Origin of the sequence: Paenibacillus sp. 1A_MP2 (genome assembly GCF_052244825.1) — a bacterium.
Taxonomy (GTDB): Bacteria; Bacillota; Bacilli; order Paenibacillales; family Paenibacillaceae; genus Paenibacillus; species Paenibacillus vandeheii.
Window position 1 is genome coordinate 5,211,442 of record NZ_JBQQCS010000001.1, and the last position, 20,040, is coordinate 5,231,481.

A 20,040-nucleotide genomic window follows, 5' to 3' on the forward strand; every position below is an offset into this window, starting at 1 on the left:
CTATTGTTTACAAGATTAACTGTAAATCTCAATCACATTATTCTCGCTCAGGCTCTGTTCAAGAGCCATGCGTGGAACACGCAGGCCGCCGAGACGATAAGGTTGCTGCAGCCTTGTCGCATCCAGTTCCTTGCCGTTCAGCACAATACGTTGGACAGCCTCTCCGCTGAGATGATAGACGAAGGTTACTTTTTTACCGGCAAATTGGAATTCAAAATGCAAGCCATCCAAGCTAACAGGCAGCACAGGATCAAGAATCAGATCTTCTTCCTCCTGACGAATGCCCAGGGCGTTCGAAATGAGCTGATTCATGTAGATTCCCGGTCCACTAGAGTAGATTCTCCAGCCACCCTTCACCTGTACTTCGCCGGTGCGAAGCTTGTCGAACTGCTCCTGCGCTGCATAACGGTTGTTGAATTTACCGTCAGAGCTGCTGAAGTAGGCATTACTTTGACGCAGATCTGCGTTAGGAACAGCCTCCTGAATACCCACTGGATTGATAATGCCAAGGCCATTCCAGACCTCATCCGGGTTGCCCAGCTTCGCCATGGCTTCAATATAGCGGATGTGAGCATGAACGTATTGCAAGCCCACTTCACGTCCGAAGTTGGATGCCTGCTCTGCACGTTTGAAATGAGTGCTGACGCCGCCATCATACTGAGCTGGACGATTCATCAATCTGACGCCATCCGGGCAGTACAGCTTGTCCTTGATCAGTTCATAATGGGATTGGGCTTGCTCAGGTTCCAGCAACTCCGCAATCATGCTGCGTGTCATAGGCAGCAACCGATACTGAATGCCTGTCTCGCTGTCATCCGGATGAAGCATACGCTTCGCTTGTGCCGGATCTTCCATGTATACAAAGCCCGGAATCACATCGGTATCCAGCATGTACTTGCTAAAGTCCCTTTTCACACCCGCTGCCATGTCACTTAATTCGGAAGAAAGCTCCGGTTTCACAGGCGCAAGTGCTCTGGAAAGCTGCTTCAACGTTTGATAAGTGAGCGCAACCGTCCAACTGCTGACCATATATTGCTTCAATTGAGCATTGGCAGGCTGTAATGTATCATCCCAGTCACCATCTCCGTATGAGGAAAGGAATGTATCATGCAGGAAATGGCTGCGGATATACTCCAGTTCTTTCTGGGCATGTTCAAGCACGCTGGCTGGCTGATCCGTAAAGTCAAAACCATGTTTTACGGTATAAGGTAATTCTTCATTCAGAATGGAATAATCCTTGGTGGCAATCAGATAATCACTTAGCACTTTAAGAGGCCAGACAATAATGTCACCATGGCTTTCTTCCTGCTGAACCTTGAAATACCGATCGAACATGAACCATTGCGGCCAGTTGCCATCATCTTCATACTGATGCGAGTACACCATCTTCAGAATATCGCGGACCTGCTCGTACTTTTGTGTAGCCATAAAGTATTCGACCGGCCCCTGGCAGACATCCCGTGTTCCCCAAGCTGCGCCGCCATATTGCTCTAATCCATGTGGAACAGAGTAATGTACCAGCATATTGTGGGTGTACCACCATGCAAGAGCATTGACTTTGAACAACTCGTCTGCGCCTTGCTTTTGAGGCTGGGATAAATGGAACCCGTTCATCACTTCTGCATAGAAGGTCCGATAGGCGGCCACTTCCTCTTCAAATTTGCGTGTCGATGATGCAGTCTGTCCACCTTCCAACAGACCTTGAATGGTCAATGTCCATTCAGCACTGCTGTCCAGCTGTAAAGTTGTCAGTGATGCATCGCCTGCGTTTACTCCACTGGCCAGTTCAGTCTCATCACCAACCTTCATTTGTGCTCCGTTTACCCGCATGCGGTACTCCAGATTCGGATATACTTCTGCACTGAGGGAACTGCGATCTGCCTTGAAGCTCAGTTCACCATTCTGCTTGGTAACATGAACAGGCAGTTCATATTCATTCACATTCATCGTAATCTGATTGGTAATCAGGTAGCGATAAGCTACTCCTTTTTCCGACTTGACATGAAGATGTACTTCAGGCGTATCTAATGTTGTATAATTCGTGATGATCAGCGTATCCTCAGCTGTTTTGTAATACCAGCGAACATAGTTGAAGCCCATTTCGAACAAGGAAGGCATCGTGAGCAGATGGAATTTCCCCTCAACCTCGACGTATATCCGTTGACCTGATGATTTCGGGATATTGAGTGCACTACGTGCATTGCTCATCATTTTATTAAAGTTGGTATTACCCACAACCACGTGAGAATTGAAAATACCATACATATAGGAAGACGTAGTAATTACGTTCTGACCAAGCTTCACATTGTTACCACTCATCAGAATATGACCATGCGGACGCTCCACAAGCATTTCCTTTGCCTTGAGCACAATATGCTCATACGTATCTGTAAAGAAAGCCAGTAACTCACCATCCGCACGCTCTTCCTGATGTCTCTTCGCAGCCGGGAAGCGGGAATTCACTTCTTCTTCGGTTATTGATAAGACCTGCAAGGGCTCCCCTATTACCGGATGGAGAGATACTTTTGGAAATACGTTGGATACAGTCTGTCCTGTCTTTACATTCTCTTGACGCTTCGCTTCATACTCGTCCCAGGCCTGTTGGACTACATCCTGGTATTCAAGCTCCTTCACAGCTTCAGTGTGATTGGCCTGGAAGAGTCCATAGAATACAAAGCGAGCTTCGCCACCCAATACGACTTTTTCGGACTGCAGGGCTGTATATGCAAATTCATACTGGTACACTTCATTCGCAAGTGTCGGTTTACCCAAGCTTTCAGGGACATTCGTTTCCTTGTAACTCAGGCCAAAGAACTGAAATCCATCTGTGGAATAACCTACTGCACGGGTTAATGAGCCCTGTTGAAGATAAGGAAAAGCACCGCCCTGTGGCTGATTCTGCCGTGAGGCTACGATATATCCAAGCTTCGCATCCTCAAACACGGCATGGTCAATGTATTGCGACAAGTAAGCTTCATTGCTGCGTACGGCACCTGGATCCGCATTGCCGACATCCTGGCCATAGACCACGTCGACCTCTTCCCCATTACCGTTTACAGTTACATCCCAGAACCATACACCTTGTGCTGTTGGAGCAAAAATAACCTGATAACCTACGCCCTCAGCGGTTCCTGTCCATACCATACGACTGCCGTCGGTGCTCACCTGACTATCGGAGTAAAGGCCAAGCATCGGAACAAAACGGATACCGGATTCACTGTGAAAACGCAAGTACAGATTGTTCATGGAGCCATCCACCGGACTACTCATCCACTGATTAATCATCGTTGTTCCACTTACGGCCTTGAACAAATCACCGCTTTCCCAGAACGTAAAGCACAGCTCGCCGGATTGTACGTTAATTTGAGATTTATTCATGGTTTTCATATATCTATTTATATCCTCCTTCATTCATCGATAAGAGCTATATCCAATTACACCAGCTTGAACGTACTCTCCAATGTATCGCGGCTATTTGGCCCTACGAAAATGTGGAAGGTTCCTTTATCACTGCGATGACTCAAATCGGAATGATGATAACGAAGCTGTTCTTCGTTTAATGTAAATGTAGCTGTACCACTTTCACCCGGTGCGAGTGACAGCTTAACATACCCTTTCAGTTCACGCATTGGACGTACAACTTCACCGGTCACATCACGTACGTACAACTGAACCGTCTCCACGCCAGCACACTCGCCAGCATTGGTTACGCGTACCTGGATCGTCAGAGACTGATCAGCAGTCATTTCATGACTTGAAACTTCCAGGTCACCATATTCAAACGAGGTGTATGACAAGCCGTATCCAAACGGAAGCAGCGGATCATTCGAACTATCAATATATTTGGAAACATAACGCTCTTCAGTCTTTTGCGGATTGAGTGGACGTCCTGTATTAAAATGATTGTAATATACCGGTATCTGACCTACAGATTGCGGGAAGGACATCGTCAGACGCGCAGATGGATTCACCACACCTGTCAATACATCTGCAATGGCCGCTCCACCCTCACTTCCCGGGAACCACGCTTCAAGCACCGCATCGGATTCTTCGAATACACCATGCAGGTCCAGCGGACGACCGTTGAAAATAACGCTGGCGATCGGTTTACCCGCTGCTTTGAGCTGCTTAACCAATTCCAGTTGAGCTGCTGGCAAACGAATATCTGTACGCGATCCACCTTCACCACTCATTTCGGAATCTTCGCCAAGTGCAAGCACGATCAGATCGGCTTTGCTTGCAGCTTCAAGCGCTTCAGCAATCTGTTCAGCGGTAATGGTGTGAACGTTGCTGCCTTGAGCCATATGAACTTTTCCGGCAGTAAGACGTTCCTTTAGAGCAGTTCCGAGCTTAACGGCATTCGCTTTGACGCCTTCACAGGACCACCATCCGAGAATGTCTTCACTTTGAGCAAAAGGTCCAATTAACGCTACATTGGCTTCCGGCTTCAGCGGAAGAACGTGATTATCGTTTTTCAACAACACAGCCGATTTGGTTGCGAGCTCGTAAGATACCTGACGATGTTCTTTGGAGAACACAATCTCGCGCTCACGCTCCGGATCAGCTGCACGAAGTGGATTATCGAACAAGCCCAGCTTTTCTTTCAGCTGCAGAATACGAAGTACCGCTTCATCAATGAGCGTTTCTTCCACTTCTCCGTTCTTGATCAACTCAGGCAAATGATGAACATAACAAGGTGTCATCATCTCGATGTCCACGCCTGCACGAATGGCGCGATATGCGGCTTCACGGTCATCTTCAGCTGCACCATGAGCAATCATCTCGCGAATGGAAGCCCAATCCGAGATCAATACACCATCAAAGCCCCACTCGTCACGCAAAATGTCTCGCATCAGTTTCTCATTTCCACTCGCTGGAATGCCCTCTACCGTATTGAACGAAGCCATAACCATCTCTACGCCTGCATCCAGTGCCGCCTTGTAAGCCGGTAAATAGTACTCGCGCAAATTACGCTCAGACATATCGACCGTATTGTAATCACGACCACCTTCTGCTGCCCCGTAGGCTGCAAAGTGTTTTACACAAGCTGCCAAGCGATCCGGCTCATCCTTCAAACTGTCGCCTTGATATCCACGTACAAATGCCGCAGAGAACAGACTGTTCAAATAAGGATCTTCGCCTGTTGACTCCATTACACGACCCCAGCGCGGATCACGAACGAGATCGACCATCGGCGCAAAAGTGACATGTAGGCCAGATACGGCGGATTCGCGTGCTGCAATCTCAGCACTTTTCTCAGCCAGTTCGGTGTCCCATGAACACCCAATCGCTAGCGGGATAGGGAAAATGGTTTTAAAACCATGCACAACGTCCGCCATGAACAAAAGCGGAATGCCGAGACGGCTTTTTTTCAGGTAAGCTTGCTGTACATCAATGATGGCCTGTGCACCGGATAATCCCAGAATGGAGCCACTGGCATCCACGGACTGCTCCGTGATTCCCATCTCTTCCATTGGACCTGTGATCTGACCTTCGACATTGGTTCCTTCATAAAAGTTAGCGGTCAGCTGAAGCAGCTGGGCCGTTTTCTCTTCCAGGGTCATCTGTTTTACAAGGTCTAGCAACTGCTCGTTATTCATAGACATTATCCTCCACTGCATGTTGTTGAAAGAAAGAACCCGGCTGCGTTCGGGGAGAGACCGCGCACCGGGTTCGATTGAATGGGACCGACAGAACACACCTGTCATATCCCATCTTGCTAACTACTGAATGATTACTTGAATTCTTTGTTCAGTTCATCCAGATAAGGTTGAACCAGGGACATTTTGCTGTTTACCCATTCTTTCCAGTTCGCTTCCAGATCTCCATTTTTGAGGATCAAGTTGGCATACTCATTCTGGTAGTCGAATGAAGCCTGACTTTTAGCTTTGGAATCGTACAGGTTGACATCCCAGTCGTATGTTGCGAGTGATTGACCTTCTGTACCGAGTTTTGCTTTTTCCTCGAACAGCTTCACAGCTCTATCACGATAATCCTTTTTGATTGCAGGGTTTACAACACTGAAGTCGTCGCCCAGAAGATAGAGGCCTTCGAAACGTGCTGGGTATTTGTCTTCCAGAACAGTTCCTTCTGGCAGCAAGCTAACCAGTTCATTGTTTTCATCATATTTCCAATCTTTTCCTTCGAAGCCCATGTTGATCAGCAGTTGTCCTTCTTTGGTAGTCGAGTAGTCAATCAGATCCATGATCCGTTCGAATTTCTCGTCACTGATGTTCGGATTGAAGATCAATGCAGACCAGAAGTTGGCTTGCTCCATGTTGCGGTATTTCCCATCATCGCCCAATACGATTGCTGTGTGTACCAGATCATCACTATCTACACCCAGATTCTTTCTCATATCGGAATCCAGACCTTGTCTGTACGAAGCCAGTCCGCCCAGACTTGTTACTGCAGCTGTACCTGTTACTTTGAAGTTGTTTTGACCTTCATTGTTTTTCCATGTATAGAACTCAGGATTGAGCAAGCCATCTTTGTAGGCTTTTTGCATCAATTTAAGTCCTGTCAGCGTCTCGGGATCTGCTGGTCCCCAGTGGAACTGGCCATCTTCTCCCTTATAGAACGGAGAGTCGGTCATGGCATGTACACTGTTCGGCATAATGATGTTCGTCATGGCATCTGCCGCATTGTAGGACAGAGGTACAAGTTTGTTGCCCACTTTGCCTGGATCTTTTTCTTTTACAAGCTCAGCGTATTCATTCAATTCAGTTGTTGTATATGCATCTTTCAGTTCGAAACCAACCGCTTCTGCCCAGTCTTTACGAAGCGCAATGACACCAATTTGGTTCGTCAATGGGTCAGCAGGTTTGTTCTCGAAATAGATTGGTCTTGGCAGGACGTATGTTCCACCTGTCAGTTCTTCCAGCTTGTCTCCAAGACCAGTCAACTTGTAAGCTGCTGCCACGTTAGGCCAGCGTTCTTTCCAGTCGTCCGGGAATTTGTAGAACAGGCCTTGATCAATACTGTTCATGGCATCGCCATGCACGTAGTTCCATACGGCTACATCCGGCAAATCGCCAGAGTTGATCCACAGACGAAGCTTCTCGCCCCATGAATCCCAATCGATATAGTTGTAATCCCATGTTACATTGAATTTGTCTGTCCAGAACTTGTGGAAATCATTATCCAAGTTCCCGTTTTTAATTTCTGTCAGGTTAGCTACAGAGATGGTCAGGTTGTCTTTGTAATTTCCCTCTGCATCTTTTTCGTTACCACCTGAAGCTCCTTGGCTGGAACAAGCGGTCACCATCAGCATAACTACACTAAGCGTGATGGCAAAGAGAGCTCTTACTGACAACTTTTTGTTCGTTTTCATGTTTTACCCCCATGTTTTTTAGTAGAATTTTAATGCAAAAATCCTATACGTATAATCAGGTCTTGATAGCCCCTGTCAATACCCCTTTGGCAAAGTGTTTTTGCAGCATTGGGAAGAAACACATAATTGGTACCATGGTGACAAATACGGCCGCCATCTTCATACCCATTGAGAAATTGCTTGCTTGGGCAGCATCCACACTGGATGCATTGGATGCGTTCGTCTGGGATGTGACGATAATGTTTCTGAGTACATTCTGGAGCGGCAACTGATCCGCTTTTCGCAGGAATATCATCGCATCATACCAACTGTTCCAGTACGCCACACCGTAGAACAACGTGATGGTAGCCATAATTGGTGTAGCTAGTGGCAGAACTACCGAGAACAGAATTCTCCACTCCCCTGCTCCATCCAGTCTCGCCGACTCCATCAGCGATTCAGGCAAGGTATAGAAGTAGTTCATCATCAGAATCATGTTGAATGCACTGAAGCTTCCCGCCAGGATAACGGACCACAGCGTACCCGTAAGGTGAAGTGATTTCATGATCAGGTACAGCGGTACAATACCACCATTGAAGATCATGGTGAACAGTACCAGGAAAAAGAGAAATTTCTTGAACGGAAATTTGTTGCGACTAAGGCCATATGCCATGCTTGTTGTCAGGAACAAGCTGAGTGGCAAGCCGATGACTAGCAAAATAATTGTATTTTTGTACCCCGACAGAATCGTTCCGTCAGCGAACAACGCCTTATAGGAATCCAATGTCCATTCTTTAGGGAACATCAAAAATGGATTGTCTGCATATTCTTTTTGTGTTGCGAACGAGATCATGATGACATTCCAGAACGGAATCAGAATCATCAGGGCAAGCACAAGTAAAATGGCGAAAATAATATAATCGAGAAATGTCATTTTTTCTGTACCAATTCTCGGCTTTTTGTTAGCTCTCTTGCTCATTTCATTTTTCCTCCTCTCTTATCGGAACAAACCGTCTCCGCCAAGCCACTTGGCAAATCTGTCTGCGAGAAGCAGCAAGACCATATTCACGAGGGAACGGAACAAGCTGACCGCCGTCGAGAATGAGAAGTCCGTTGAAGACTGGAACGTAATCCGATAGATGTATACATCCAATACTTCCGATACATTTTTGGTTGCGGCATTCGCCAAGTTGAAGATCTGGTCGAAACCGGAAGACATCAATCCACCAACCGACAGAATGAACATGACAGTAATTGTCGGAAGAATGTTTGGCAATGTAATCTTGAACATCTGCTGCATACGGGAAGCGCCGTCAATCTGTGCCGATTCATACTGATCCTGATCAATACCGGAAATGGCAGCCAGGAAGATAATCGCACCCCATCCGCTTGATTTCCAAATATCCGTCAACAGCAGCATCGGTACAAAGTTGGACTCGGAACCCAGGAAGTTAATGGTTGGCAATCCAAGCAAACCAAGTGCGCTGTTTACCAGTCCGTCATATGCCAGGACGTTGATAACTACCCCGGATACGATGATCCATGAAAGGAAGTGAGGGAACGTAAGAACCGTCTGGAACCACTTTTTCCCTCTCCGCATCCGCAATTCATTCAGCAACAGGGCAAGAATAATTGGGAACGGGAACTGAATAATCAGTTTCAGAATGTTGATGTACAGCGTCCGCCATACTGCGTCAATAAAGGTTGGATCCCGGAAAACGTATGTGAAATTCTCAAATCCGCTCCATGGGCTTCCCCAAATCCCCAGATTCGCCTTGTAGTCTTTAAAGGCAAGAGACAGGCCACCCATTGGCATGTAGGCAAACAGGATCAGCCAGACGAGTCCTGGAATAAGCAGGGTGTACGTCATTCTGTGCTTCCAGATTTCACTCCAGAGCGAATTGCCTTTCAAGTTTCCCTTCAGCTTTTTGCTAGGTCCTTCGGCTGCAGGTTTCAAATTGCATCTCCTCACTCTACTTTGGTCTTGTCGTTATACAGAAAATCAAACATGGTTCTCAGGTGGTGCTCCCAGAATCTCCATTCATGGGTGCCCGGTGTCTCTAAATACCGAAACACAAAATCCGTTTCCTGGATGTATGCTGCGAATTTGCGGTTCATATCCACAAACGGATCAATGTCACCACAACAACTCAGAATATCCGGTAAATTTCCACCTTGCTTCAACAACTTGGCAGACAGTGCGTACAGGTCCTGATCGGGTTTTACCTGTAACCGTTCCCCAAAAACCGCTTTCATTTCCTTGATCATGCCTGATGGCATCTCCGGGTCTTGAAGCCGGGTCTGGATATCAGTTACACCGGATAAGGACACCGCCTTGCGGTACCTCTCGGGATATGTCAGTGCACATTTCAATGCACCGTACCCACCCATAGATAGACCAGCGACGTAAGTCTTGGCCGGGTCTGTATTGAGATTGAGCTGACGCCTGCAGAATTCAGGCAGCTCCTGAGTGATGTAATGGAAGTAATTCAGGCCGTATTCCATATCGGTGTAATAGCTTCGGTTCGCTTCCGGCATAATGATGGTACAGCCATATTGCTCTGCGTACATTTCAATTGTAGTCAAACGTTGCCATGTACTTGCATTATCGCCTGCCCCATGCAGTAAATATAGCGTACCGCCTGAAGTGTCTCCGGAGTCACTGGACACTACATGTATGCTTGTATTCATGCATAATGTAGGCGATCCGGTTTCGATCGTTATATGCGCCATATGTAACCCCTTTCATCGTCGGCTGCTGTCTGTAAACTTCTGTTTTTCTGCCTTTGTGTTGCAACTTCCAGTGATTCCCCGTATTTCGCTCGGTTATCGAAACGATTTTCTCGAATCGTTTCAAAACATAGCCAACGTTGATTTACTTGGACTTGATTACAACACTTTTTACGTGGAAGCGATTTCTTCGAATCGTTTCGAATAAATCATAATCCCGAAGTGCAAACCCTGTCAATAACCTTTTTACAAATTTCGCGCTTTTTTCTCGAAAAACTGATTTTTCGTAATAAAATTTGCGTCAAAAGGCACTTCTATTATGCAACAATATCCTTAAAGTAACCGTTTGCACGTTCTCATTGACATTGAACCCCGTTTGTATTAACATAAGTTCTAATTTTTGAGCCAAATTGCGGAAACGTTTCACCAATAGTAAAAATTCTTCTTTTTTTAGAAAGGATGTTACGATGTCGAGTATTATAGATTCTTTTGTTCATCATATTAATGAACAGCATCTAAACGTACATTCGGTTCGGGTATTGCAGAAAGGGATTGCCATTGGAGCATGGGATCGTACCCGTGATATGCGCCGCTTACAGCATTCCGTCAGCAAATCATTTACCTGTATGGCGATTGGATTGGCATTGGCTGAAGGCACGCTTACACTTGAATCCAGACTCGGTGAATATTTCACATCACCAACTCCTGCTTCTCATTTAACGGCCTTCCCCCTGCGGATCTCACCCTGTACGATTTGCTGCGGATGTCCTCGGGGCATGATGTTCCCGTGTTGTGGGCGGAAGAGCGAGCCACCCTTCCTGAGAAAGATTGGGCGAAATATTACATGTCCCTTCCTTTGAACAGAGTTCCTGGTGAAACGTTTACATATAGCAGTGCAGATACGTTTATGATCTCCGCCATGTTCGAGGCTGCTTCTGGTCAAACGGTTAAAGACTATCTGATTCCCCGGCTATTCGAGCCACTGGGGATTTCGAATGTAGAGTGGGAAACTTCTCCCTTGGGCATTACCTTGGGTTGTGCAGGCTTGCAGCTCACCAACGAGGAATTAGGCAGGTTCGGTCAATTATTGCTTCAGGAGGGCTACTGGAACGGCAAACAGCTCATTCCTGCGGAATGGATTCGCTTGGCGACGGCACAGCAAATCCCTACACCGGGAGACGGTGATTGGGGACAAGGTTATGGATATCAATTCTGGAGATGTTCCCATAACGCTTACCGTGCTGATGGGGCCAATGGTCAACTATGCGTTGTTCTGCCCGCGCTGAAATCGGTCGTTGCCATCAATAGTGATGAACAAAATATGCAAGCCATTCTTGACAATGTATGGTCAGATATATTACCTATTCTGGAGGGGAATATTTGAATATTCGAACAGCTGTTGTTACAGATTACCCGGAATTAAGAAACATTTATCTGGAGTCACGTCGCGCCCGTTTTCACTGGACAAATCCGGAGCACATGTCCCTTCAAGATTTTGACGCAGATACTGTGGATGAGCATATTATCGTGGCTGAACAGGAAGATGGACAGCTTCTCGGTTTCGCATCGCTGTACCTCCCTGATCATTTTATCCACCTTCTGTTTATCCATCCCGGTTTTATGGGCGGGGCACAGGTTCACGCTTACTTGATGCGTCGATTTCACTCATGCAGCAGCCCGTTCGATTGAAATGTGTGTCTGACAATCATAAAGCAATTGGTTTTTACGAACGACAGGGTTGGAAAAAGTCGTTGAAGAAGGTAAACCCGGAGAAAAATATTGGGTGATGGAGTATGACACGAGAGCTGAATCCCATTAGCTTCATAACGTATGATGGAAGTGGATGGCGATCTTTTTTCCACACAAAAAAGTATCATGACCTCCAGGAGGCCATGATACTTTTTATTTTACTTACCCGTGCTGTGGAAGCTGGGTCATTTCATCTAAACATTGTGCGCATATGTAACGCTCTTTGAACTCATTGACTTCTTCCATTGATCCACAAAAAATACATTTTGGACGGTATCTCTCCAGAATGATATGGTCCCCTTGTACTAAGATCTCTACAGGGTCTCCCTCATTCATTTGATACCTTTTACGCAAAGATTTAGGCAATACGATCCTACCCAATTGGTCAACTTTGCGAACGACTCCAGCTGGCTTCATAGCTACGGCACACCTCTCCTATCTTACTCTAAATTTCTAGGTACATTTGTACTATGTTTATTAATTCGCCAAGATTTTGTCGAATCCTGCTGGAAATAAACATTTTTTGTCCTTTTTTTTGAAAAATGTTTTTTTAGCGAATTCTAACCGTCACTTATACACGAATTGGATCAATCAAGACCCGGGAAATTCAGTTGACGCAATGCCTCATACACAATGATTGCTGCTGAGTTTGACAAATTCAATGATCGTACATCACCTGACATTGGCATTTTCATACAAGTATCGGGATTAGCCGCAATTAATTCTGGAGGAAGACCTTTTGTCTCCTTACCAAATACCAGAAAATCTCCATCCTGAAAATCAAAATCACTATATCGGTTTTTCGCCTTCGTGGTTGCGTAGAAAAAACGACCTTCAGGATACTGTTCCTGAACCTCGGCAAACGAATCATGATATTCAATATGAACGGCATGCCAGTAATCCAGACCCGCGCGTTTCAGTGTGGCATCATCCGTACGGAATCCGAGTGGACGCACGAGATGCAAATGTGTACCTGTAGCCGCACATGTACGAGAAATATTGCCCGTATTTGCCGGAATCTCCGGTTCAACCAGAACGATATGTAAAGCCATATGTGTTCAATCTCCTTTTCATTTCATGTAAACGATAATTCTCTAATCTTAAAGAAAAGCCCTCCACACGTCAATGTGGAAGGCTCTGGTAAAGCGCAAGTGTGAATGCTAGAAATTCACAACTCCCCGCCAATTATTTATCCATTAGTCTTCTGGAAGTGGCTCATAAAGTCCGTAAGTGCCTTAACACTTTCATATGGTGCAGCATTATAAATGGAAGCACGCAGGCCACCCACACTCCGATGCCCTTTCAGACCAACAAAACCTTCTTGCTCCGAAGCCTTGATGAACTGTTTCTCCAAATCCTCATTAGCCAGACGGAAGGTCACATTCATCAGGGAACGATCTGCCGGATCTACACAACCACGGTAGAAGTCTCCAGAGGAATCGATAGTATTATAGAGCAATTCTGCTTTCTTCACGTTCTTCTGTTCAATTCCAGCCAATCCGCCTTGTTCCTCAATCCATTTCAGAACTTCATTCACCATGTATACGGAGAAGGACGGAGGTGTATTATAGAGAGAATTGTTGTCCACATGTGTACTATAACGGAGCATAGTCGGAATCGTTTTAGGAGATTCGCTCACCAGTTCTTCACGGGCAATAACAACCGTAATCCCTGATGGACCCAGGTTCTTCTGTGCACCTGCATAGATCATGCCGAATTGATTCAGATCAAACGGTTTGCAGAAAATGTCACTCGACATGTCGGCAATAAGTGGAACTGAACCGGTATCCGGGAATGACTTGAATTGTGTCCCCTCAATCGTTTCGTTAGACGTCAAATGAACATAAGCTGTGCGATCCGGTAGACTAAGATTCGACACATCCGGTAATTTCATATATTTATCCGCTTCGGAAGAAGCAGCGACCTGTGTCTCCCCAATCAGTTTCGCCTCAGACAGCGCCTTCTTGGCCCAGCTGCCTGTCATGACGTAACTGGCTGTCTGCCCTTCTCCGAGCAGGTTCATCGGCAGCATGGCAAACTGAGTGCTGGCTCCGCCCTGCAAGAAGAGAACTTTATATCCTTTGGGATTGCCTAGCAGAGACAACAAACGCTCCTGAGCTTCATTATGTACAGATTCGTACACTGCCCCACGGTGAGACATCTCCATAATCGACATTCCCGTGTTACGAAAATCAACAAATTCTGCCTGAGCACGCTCCAATACCTCAAGTGGCAACGCCGCAGGTCCTGCATTAAAATTATACGCTCTCTTTGTCACAAAATCCCCCGCCCTTTCCATCCGTAGCTGACATATGAACAGCATTTTGCATAATTCGATTAGAATCGCTCACGGGTATAAGATATAGACGAATTGAATCACTTCGATCTATATCTTACTTATTGGAAGTCGCTCTATGGATTTATGCAAAATGCTCTACAAAGTGAATATTATCGCTATGATATCAGTATTCCCTATCTGCTTCAAGGGCAATAAGCACCGAAGCTGCGAATCAGGGTTATCAAATTCCTTTATCACCCTGCAAAGTTAATGCACTACATCGTTTGTTTCAAGGAAAAGCCTCCGAGAGCGAGTCCCGGAGGCTTACATTGGGAACAGTTTCTGTTCCGACCGGATTAGCAGTCGAAGTAGAGGCTGTACTCATGCGGATGAATGCGGATTGCTACTGCTTTCGCTTCGTCACGTTTGAGGTTGATATAGTTTTCAATGAATTCTTTTGTGAAGACGCCGCCTTCAGTCAAGAATTCGTTGTCCGCTGCCAGAGCGTCAAGCGCTTCTTCCAGAGAAGCTGGCACACTGCGGATATTTTCTTTGTCTGCATCAGACAAATCATAGATGTTTTTGTCGAGCGGACCATATCCAAGCTCAGTTGGGTTGATTTTGCGTTTGATACCATCCAGACCCGCCATCAGCATTGCAGCGAACGCCAGGTAAGGGTTAGCTGTGGAGTCCGGTGTACGGAACTCGATCCGACAACCTTTCGGTGTCACCGCTGCAACCGGAATACGTACGGCTGCCGAACGGTTACCTTTGGAATAAACCAGGTTAACCGGTGCTTCATAACCAGGTACGAGACGTTTGAAAGAGTTCGTACTAGGGTTAGTCAAAGCAATCAGAGCTGGTGCGTGGTACAAAATTCCTCCGATGTAGTGCAGAGCCATTTCACTCAGATTAGCATATCCCGCTTTGTCATAGAACAATGGGGAATCACCATCGAAGATGGATTGGTGAACGTGCATTCCGCTACCATTGTCACCAAACAGTGGTTTTGGCATGAATGTTGCTACTTTACCATATTGACGTGCAGTGTTATGCACGATGTATTTGTATACAAGCAGGTTATCTGCTGTTTTCTTCAACGTATCAAAACGGAAGTTGATTTCGGCTTGACCTGCTGTCGCCACTTCGTGGTGATGACGCTCGATCGACAGGCCGGCTTCTTCCAAAATGCGACACATTTCACTACGAATATCTTGTTGTGTATCCACTGGAGCTACAGGAACATATCCACCTTTAGTGCGAACTTTGAAGCCAAGGTTACCGCCGTCTTCCTTACGGTTGGTGTTCCATGAAGCTTCTTCGGAATCTACGAAATAGGAAGAGCTGTTCGTGCCGCTCTCATAACGTACATCGTCAAAGATGAAGAATTCGGATTCAGGTGCGAAGAATGCTGCTGTACCTACTCCGCTTTCTTTCAGGAACTCTTCCGCTTTGACTGCGATACCACGTGGGTCACGCTCATAACGCTCGCCATCCGGAGTGAAAATATCACACATAACATTCAAGGTAGGGTGTGCTGTGAACGGATCGACAAAAGTCGCTTCAGGGTCTGGAATCATAACCATATCGGACTCTTCAATTCCGCGGAAACCTTGAATAGAAGAACCATCAAAGGCTACTCCATTTACAAAAGTGTCTGCGTCAACTGCCGAAGCTGGTAACGAGATGTGGTGCGCACGACCGGATAAATCTACAAAACGAAAATCTACCCACTCGATGTTGTTCTCTTGAATTGATTTCAATACGTTTTCAACCGACATGTATTCGTCCTCCCAAATATTCCGAACATTAAACAACCCCGCTAAGAAAATGTCCATATTCGAATTTTTTTCTGTCGTCATTATAAAATCTCAAATGTGACATCGTCAATACTTATGTAAGGTATTTTTTGCGAGTATGTAAGCTATGCTCACATTTTATAAACCTATTAATTTCACTTAACAACGAATATAAACTATATTTAACTGGTTTAATGCGGTAAAGCAGGGCTATATTTAGCCTAAATTATGGAAATAACATAACATCATAAATGTTTCTTATCACCTATGATTAATAAATGCGTTCAAAGCTCCAAACAACATAAAAACCGGACATTTTGTCCTAGCCCCATTCTCATTGAACGGAGTCAGGACAGATGCCCGGATGATATATATTACCTATACGATGAAGATCAGTTATACGCCCACTCGTGCCGGAAAGAACTCCGCCGGTTGTTTGGCTGTGTTGAATGTTTTACCCACGATTGGTGCCAATTTCTCCAGATCCTGAAGCAAGTTGGCAAATTGGTCAGGGAACAGAGACTGCACGCCGTCACCCGTCATAGAGTTATCCGGATCTGTATGCATTTCGATAATTAGGCCGTTAGCACCAGCAGCAACAGACGCCTTCGTCATCGGTTCAACCAGTTCACGGCGACCAGTACCATGGCTTGGGTCCGAAATGACCGGCAGATGGCTGAGCGACTGGAGAACAGGGATAGCCGACAGATCAAGCGTATTGCGTGTGTAGGATTCGAATGTACGAATACCGCGCTCACACAGCATTACATTCGGGTTGCCACCCGCAAGAATGTATTCAGCTGCATTCAACAGTTCATCATATGTTGCACTGAAACCACGTTTCAACAATACCGGTTTGCCACACTCACCCAATTTGCGCAGCAAATCGAAGTTTTGCATGTTACGTGTACCTACTTGCAGAATATCTGCATACTCGGCACAAATATCCACATATTCAGGTGTCATGACTTCTGTAATGGTCAACAGATCATGCTTCTTACCTGCTTCTGCCATCATGATCAGGCCTTCAACACCCGTTCCCTGGAAGCTGTATGGCCCTGTACGTGGCTTAAATGCACCACCGCGCAGCACCTGCCCACCAGCAGCCTTAACCAAGCCGGCAATCTCATCAATCTGTGCGGCTGATTCAACTGCACAAGGTCCACCCATAACGACGAGTTCTTTCCCGCCGATATCTACACCTTTGATGGAAATTACGGTATCCTCCGGATGGAAGTCACGGCTTGCCAATTTGTAGGACTTCGAAATCTTGACGACATTCTCTACACCTTTCATTTGGCGGAGATGCTCAGCCATTTTCGGTTCTACTTTACCTATCAGACCAATGATAGTCCGGTCCTCTCCGCGAGAGATATGAACCTGAAGTCCCTCCTTTTCAATTGTAGCGACGATATCCTGAATATGTTCCTCCGGAGTAGCTTTACCTGCAATAACGATCATTATAATTCCCATCCTTCCTTGTATGAGAGCGCCTTAGCGTCTGATTTAATCCCCAAAACTCTTCTTCACTTAAACGCTTGTTCGCTTTTAAGCTTTTAACCACTAAAGCAAATATAACATATTCACCCTTTTCAGTCAAGCCGCCTCTTATCCACCTCAAAAAAGAATCGAGCAGCCAGCCACCGGATTTCGGCTCTGTACTGCAGGATTCTTATAATGATGTTCGTTTACGTTGTACGCGTCTTTTCCCTTACAGGAGGGAGAAGCTTGCTCATATTCACCGTACGCTTGATTTCCCACGTTTCCGGCTTGTCATGTTCATACTGCTCCAGATACAGGATGACTTCCTTCGTGATCGGTGTTGGCGTTGAAGCGCCTGAAGTAACCGCCACCTTATTCACACCTTTCAGCCATTCCTGTTGAATCTCAGCCACATCGGATACACGATATGCCGTAACACCCGCAATTTCCTCCGATACTTGTGCAAGCCGGTTGGAGTTATTACTGCGAGGATCACCTACAACGATGACCAGATCTGCCTGCCCTGCCTGTTCAGCAACAGCTTCCTGCCGAACTTGGGTAGCCAAGCATATCTCATTATGAATTTCAGCACCCGGATACTTCTCCAGAAGACGGCTCATAATGTGTTTAATGTCCCATTGGCTCATCGTTGTCTGGTTCGTAATAAGGATTTTGCCGGGAGGTACGTTCAGTCCGTCAATATCCTCTTCCTTCTCGATCAGATGAACATGATGGGGTGCAACACCAACAGCACCTTCAGGCTCTGGATGGTTCTTTTTCCCGATATAGATAATGTCATATCCTTCAGCCGTCTTCTCCCGAATCAGATCATGGGTTTTTGTTACATCCGGACAGGTTGCATCCACTGTAGTCAGACCTTTATCACGTGCCATCTTGCGCACTTCCGGAGATACACCATGGGCCGTAAAGATCACTGTTCCACTCTCTACCTGGCTCAAAATATCAATCCGATTCGGACCGTCCAGTGTAATAATACCCTCATCTTCAAAAGAATCCGTCACATGTTGGTTATGCACAATCATACCCAATATATAAATAGGCCGTGGTAGGTCCAGATTGCGTGCCGCCTGACGCGCCAACACCATCGCATCCACAACTCCGTAACAATATCCCCGCGGCGAAATTCGCAGTACTTCCACTTGGTTGCCACCCGCTTTCTCTCTCGGCAAAGATAGCCGATGTAATTGCAGTCCTGTCTATTATAACCTTATTCGATAGGCGGAGCAAAGACAACCGGCAACCAAATGATAAAGGTCGTTCCTTCTCCACGCCGGGTTACCACCTCGACAGATCCATGGTGCTCCTCAATGATCCACTTGGCGATCGACAGTCCCAGACCTATACCTGGTGTGGCCCCACGGGATTCATCCGCCCGATAGAACCGGTCAAAGATAAACGGGACCTCATCCCGATCCATTCCGATCCCCGTATCACTGATGCGCAGTCCTACCTGACCTTTATAAAGTATCGCATCCAGAGTAACCGAACCATCCGGAGTGTACTTGAAAGCATTCTCGATAAAAATAAACAGCATCTGCTGCAAATAGTCCTTGCTGCCATTCACATATATACCATTCAGAATGGATAGATCTCCTGGACGCCAGTCTGCCTGATGGTCAAGAAATTGCGATCTGCGAGCCACTTCCTGCACCAGAATTTGCAACGGGATTGGATTAAGTTCGATTTTCTGTCCTGTATCGGCTCTGGCCAAAGACAGCATGTCGCTGATCAGCCTGCTCATGCGTTTGCCTTCATCTGCCATATCTTCTATCGCTTCAAGCGACATTTGTTTAACCGTTTCTTCATCCAGATTCGGTCGGTCTGTGCTCTCCTGATCCCACAGCTTCTTCAGGAAATCCACATTGCCACGGATCGTGGTCAGCGGTGTACGCAGCTCATGAGAGGCATCAGACACAAATCTGCGCTGAGCTTTATTCGTTTCTTCCAAGCCCCGGAATGACAGCTCTGTTCGTTCAAGCATATTATTGACTGTTTCAATCAGACGTCCAATCTCATCCTTGGGACCCGTGTACTGTATGCGCACGCTGAGATCATCCCCAGACTGAATCTGATTGGCCGCATCAATTACATTGACGAGTGGCCGCATGGATTTACGAGCCAGAACCAGACCCGAAGTAATCGCAAGTGCCATCGCGACAAGCCAGCCAAAAACCAAAATATTTCGCAGAGCTTCCAACAATCGTTCCTGGGAACTAACATTGGCGCCGACTTGCAGGAGTCCTCTTATTTCATTGGTTCCCTGAAGAGACAGGGGCTGCTGGTTCACCAAGAAAGGGGTCCCGTTCACATAGATCTTGGATATCCCACGCTTTTTCTGGATCTCATTGGATTTCACAACGGGAAATTGAATCTGAAGCTTCTCCATATTGCCTGATATTTTGCCAGACCTGCTCTGGTAGTCCCACAACTGGATGTAGATCTGTGCTTCCTGAAGCTGACTTTCCGTAAAAGGGTCCAGGTCCAGTGACTGTGAAAGCGGATTGACACCAATCTGATTCGTAATGCGTTCACTTTTATCTTTCAGCTGCTGTTCCACTTCTTGATACGTATTAAAATAAACAAAAGCGTAGATTACAACTCCCCAAAAAATGAGTACGGCTGCCAAGATGCCTGAATACCACGCGGTTAATCTTAACCGAATGGACATG

Annotated in this window: 15 protein-coding genes and 1 pseudogene; 3 read left to right on the forward strand and 13 right to left on the reverse strand. The window is 46.3% G+C overall.

Annotated elements, in window-relative coordinates; genetic code table 11:
* Positions 1-15: 15 nt before the first annotated feature.
* The 6 genes from ACTWJ7_RS25365 to ACTWJ7_RS25390 all read right to left on the reverse strand — a co-directional run bounded on the left by ACTWJ7_RS25365 (position 16) and on the right by ACTWJ7_RS25390 (position 10,045).
* The gene (locus tag ACTWJ7_RS25365; protein ID WP_301879518.1) at positions 16-3,387 is read right to left on the reverse strand and encodes a GH36-type glycosyl hydrolase domain-containing protein; all 3,372 of its coding nucleotides are present in this window, start codon (positions 3,385-3,387) and stop codon (positions 16-18) included.
* Between the two features lie 47 nt (positions 3,388-3,434).
* On the reverse strand, positions 3,435-5,600 hold the full coding sequence (gene bglX / locus ACTWJ7_RS25370; RefSeq protein ID WP_301879519.1) for a beta-glucosidase BglX: 2,166 nt from the start codon (positions 5,598-5,600) through the stop codon (positions 3,435-3,437).
* A 134-nt stretch (positions 5,601-5,734) separates the two neighbouring features.
* A complete protein-coding gene (locus tag ACTWJ7_RS25375) occupies positions 5,735-7,333 on the reverse strand; it encodes an extracellular solute-binding protein (RefSeq protein ID WP_079346044.1) in 1,599 nt (532 codons plus the stop codon).
* Between the two features lie 55 nt (positions 7,334-7,388).
* Positions 7,389-8,291, reverse strand: a complete 903-nt coding sequence (locus tag ACTWJ7_RS25380) for a carbohydrate ABC transporter permease (RefSeq protein WP_024629050.1) — start codon at positions 8,289-8,291, stop codon at positions 7,389-7,391.
* An 18-nt stretch (positions 8,292-8,309) separates the two neighbouring features.
* Positions 8,310-9,269 carry an ABC transporter permease gene (locus tag ACTWJ7_RS25385; protein WP_024629049.1) on the reverse strand — a complete coding sequence of 320 codons (960 nt, stop codon included), beginning with the start codon at positions 9,267-9,269 and terminating at the stop codon, positions 8,310-8,312.
* A gap of 11 nt (positions 9,270-9,280) precedes the next feature.
* Positions 9,281-10,045: an alpha/beta hydrolase gene (locus tag ACTWJ7_RS25390; protein ID WP_301879520.1), complete on the reverse strand. Its 765-nt coding sequence runs from the start codon at positions 10,043-10,045 to the stop codon at positions 9,281-9,283.
* Between the two features lie 464 nt (positions 10,046-10,509).
* Between ACTWJ7_RS25390 and ACTWJ7_RS25395 the strand changes: the two genes are divergently transcribed.
* From ACTWJ7_RS25395 to ACTWJ7_RS25405, 3 genes and pseudogenes are all read left to right on the forward strand, one after another.
* Positions 10,510-10,902, forward strand: coding sequence for a hypothetical protein (locus tag ACTWJ7_RS25395; protein ID WP_443146460.1), 393 nt, complete (start codon positions 10,510-10,512; stop codon positions 10,900-10,902).
* Positions 10,806-11,426 (forward strand): serine hydrolase domain-containing protein, encoded by a 621-nt coding sequence (locus ACTWJ7_RS25400; protein WP_443145973.1) that lies wholly within the window; start codon positions 10,806-10,808, stop codon positions 11,424-11,426. Before ACTWJ7_RS25395 ends, ACTWJ7_RS25400 begins: the two co-directional genes overlap by 97 nt.
* A pseudogene (locus ACTWJ7_RS25405) lies at positions 11,423-11,861 on the forward strand (GNAT family N-acetyltransferase). The gene ACTWJ7_RS25400 and the pseudogene ACTWJ7_RS25405 overlap by 4 nt, the downstream one beginning before the upstream one ends.
* A gap of 92 nt (positions 11,862-11,953) precedes the next feature.
* Here the strand turns inward: ACTWJ7_RS25405 and ACTWJ7_RS25410 are convergent.
* The 7 genes from ACTWJ7_RS25410 to ACTWJ7_RS25440 all read right to left on the reverse strand — a co-directional run bounded on the left by ACTWJ7_RS25410 (position 11,954) and on the right by ACTWJ7_RS25440 (position 20,039).
* Positions 11,954-12,208 carry an AbrB/MazE/SpoVT family DNA-binding domain-containing protein gene (locus ACTWJ7_RS25410; RefSeq protein ID WP_024629045.1) on the reverse strand — a complete coding sequence of 85 codons (255 nt, stop codon included), beginning with the start codon at positions 12,206-12,208 and terminating at the stop codon, positions 11,954-11,956.
* A gap of 170 nt (positions 12,209-12,378) precedes the next feature.
* Positions 12,379-12,843 (reverse strand): tRNA (uridine(34)/cytosine(34)/5-carboxymethylaminomethyluridine(34)-2'-O)-methyltransferase TrmL, encoded by a 465-nt coding sequence (gene trmL / locus ACTWJ7_RS25415; RefSeq protein WP_301879523.1) that lies wholly within the window; start codon positions 12,841-12,843, stop codon positions 12,379-12,381.
* 137 nt (positions 12,844-12,980) lie between these two features.
* The gene (gene serC, locus ACTWJ7_RS25420; protein WP_079346054.1) at positions 12,981-14,069 is read right to left on the reverse strand and encodes a 3-phosphoserine/phosphohydroxythreonine transaminase; all 1,089 of its coding nucleotides are present in this window, start codon (positions 14,067-14,069) and stop codon (positions 12,981-12,983) included.
* A 356-nt stretch (positions 14,070-14,425) separates the two neighbouring features.
* Positions 14,426-15,850, reverse strand: coding sequence for a type I glutamate--ammonia ligase (gene glnA, locus ACTWJ7_RS25425; protein WP_063564243.1), 1,425 nt, complete (start codon positions 15,848-15,850; stop codon positions 14,426-14,428).
* A gap of 414 nt (positions 15,851-16,264) precedes the next feature.
* The gene (gene aroF, locus ACTWJ7_RS25430; protein WP_024629041.1) at positions 16,265-17,329 is read right to left on the reverse strand and encodes a 3-deoxy-7-phosphoheptulonate synthase; all 1,065 of its coding nucleotides are present in this window, start codon (positions 17,327-17,329) and stop codon (positions 16,265-16,267) included.
* 227 nt (positions 17,330-17,556) lie between these two features.
* On the reverse strand, positions 17,557-18,510 hold the full coding sequence (locus ACTWJ7_RS25435; protein WP_079346056.1) for a 4-hydroxy-3-methylbut-2-enyl diphosphate reductase: 954 nt from the start codon (positions 18,508-18,510) through the stop codon (positions 17,557-17,559).
* A 68-nt stretch (positions 18,511-18,578) separates the two neighbouring features.
* Positions 18,579-20,039 carry a sensor histidine kinase gene (locus ACTWJ7_RS25440; RefSeq protein WP_024629039.1) on the reverse strand — a complete coding sequence of 487 codons (1,461 nt, stop codon included), beginning with the start codon at positions 20,037-20,039 and terminating at the stop codon, positions 18,579-18,581.
* Between the last annotated feature and the right edge of the window lies 1 nt (position 20,040).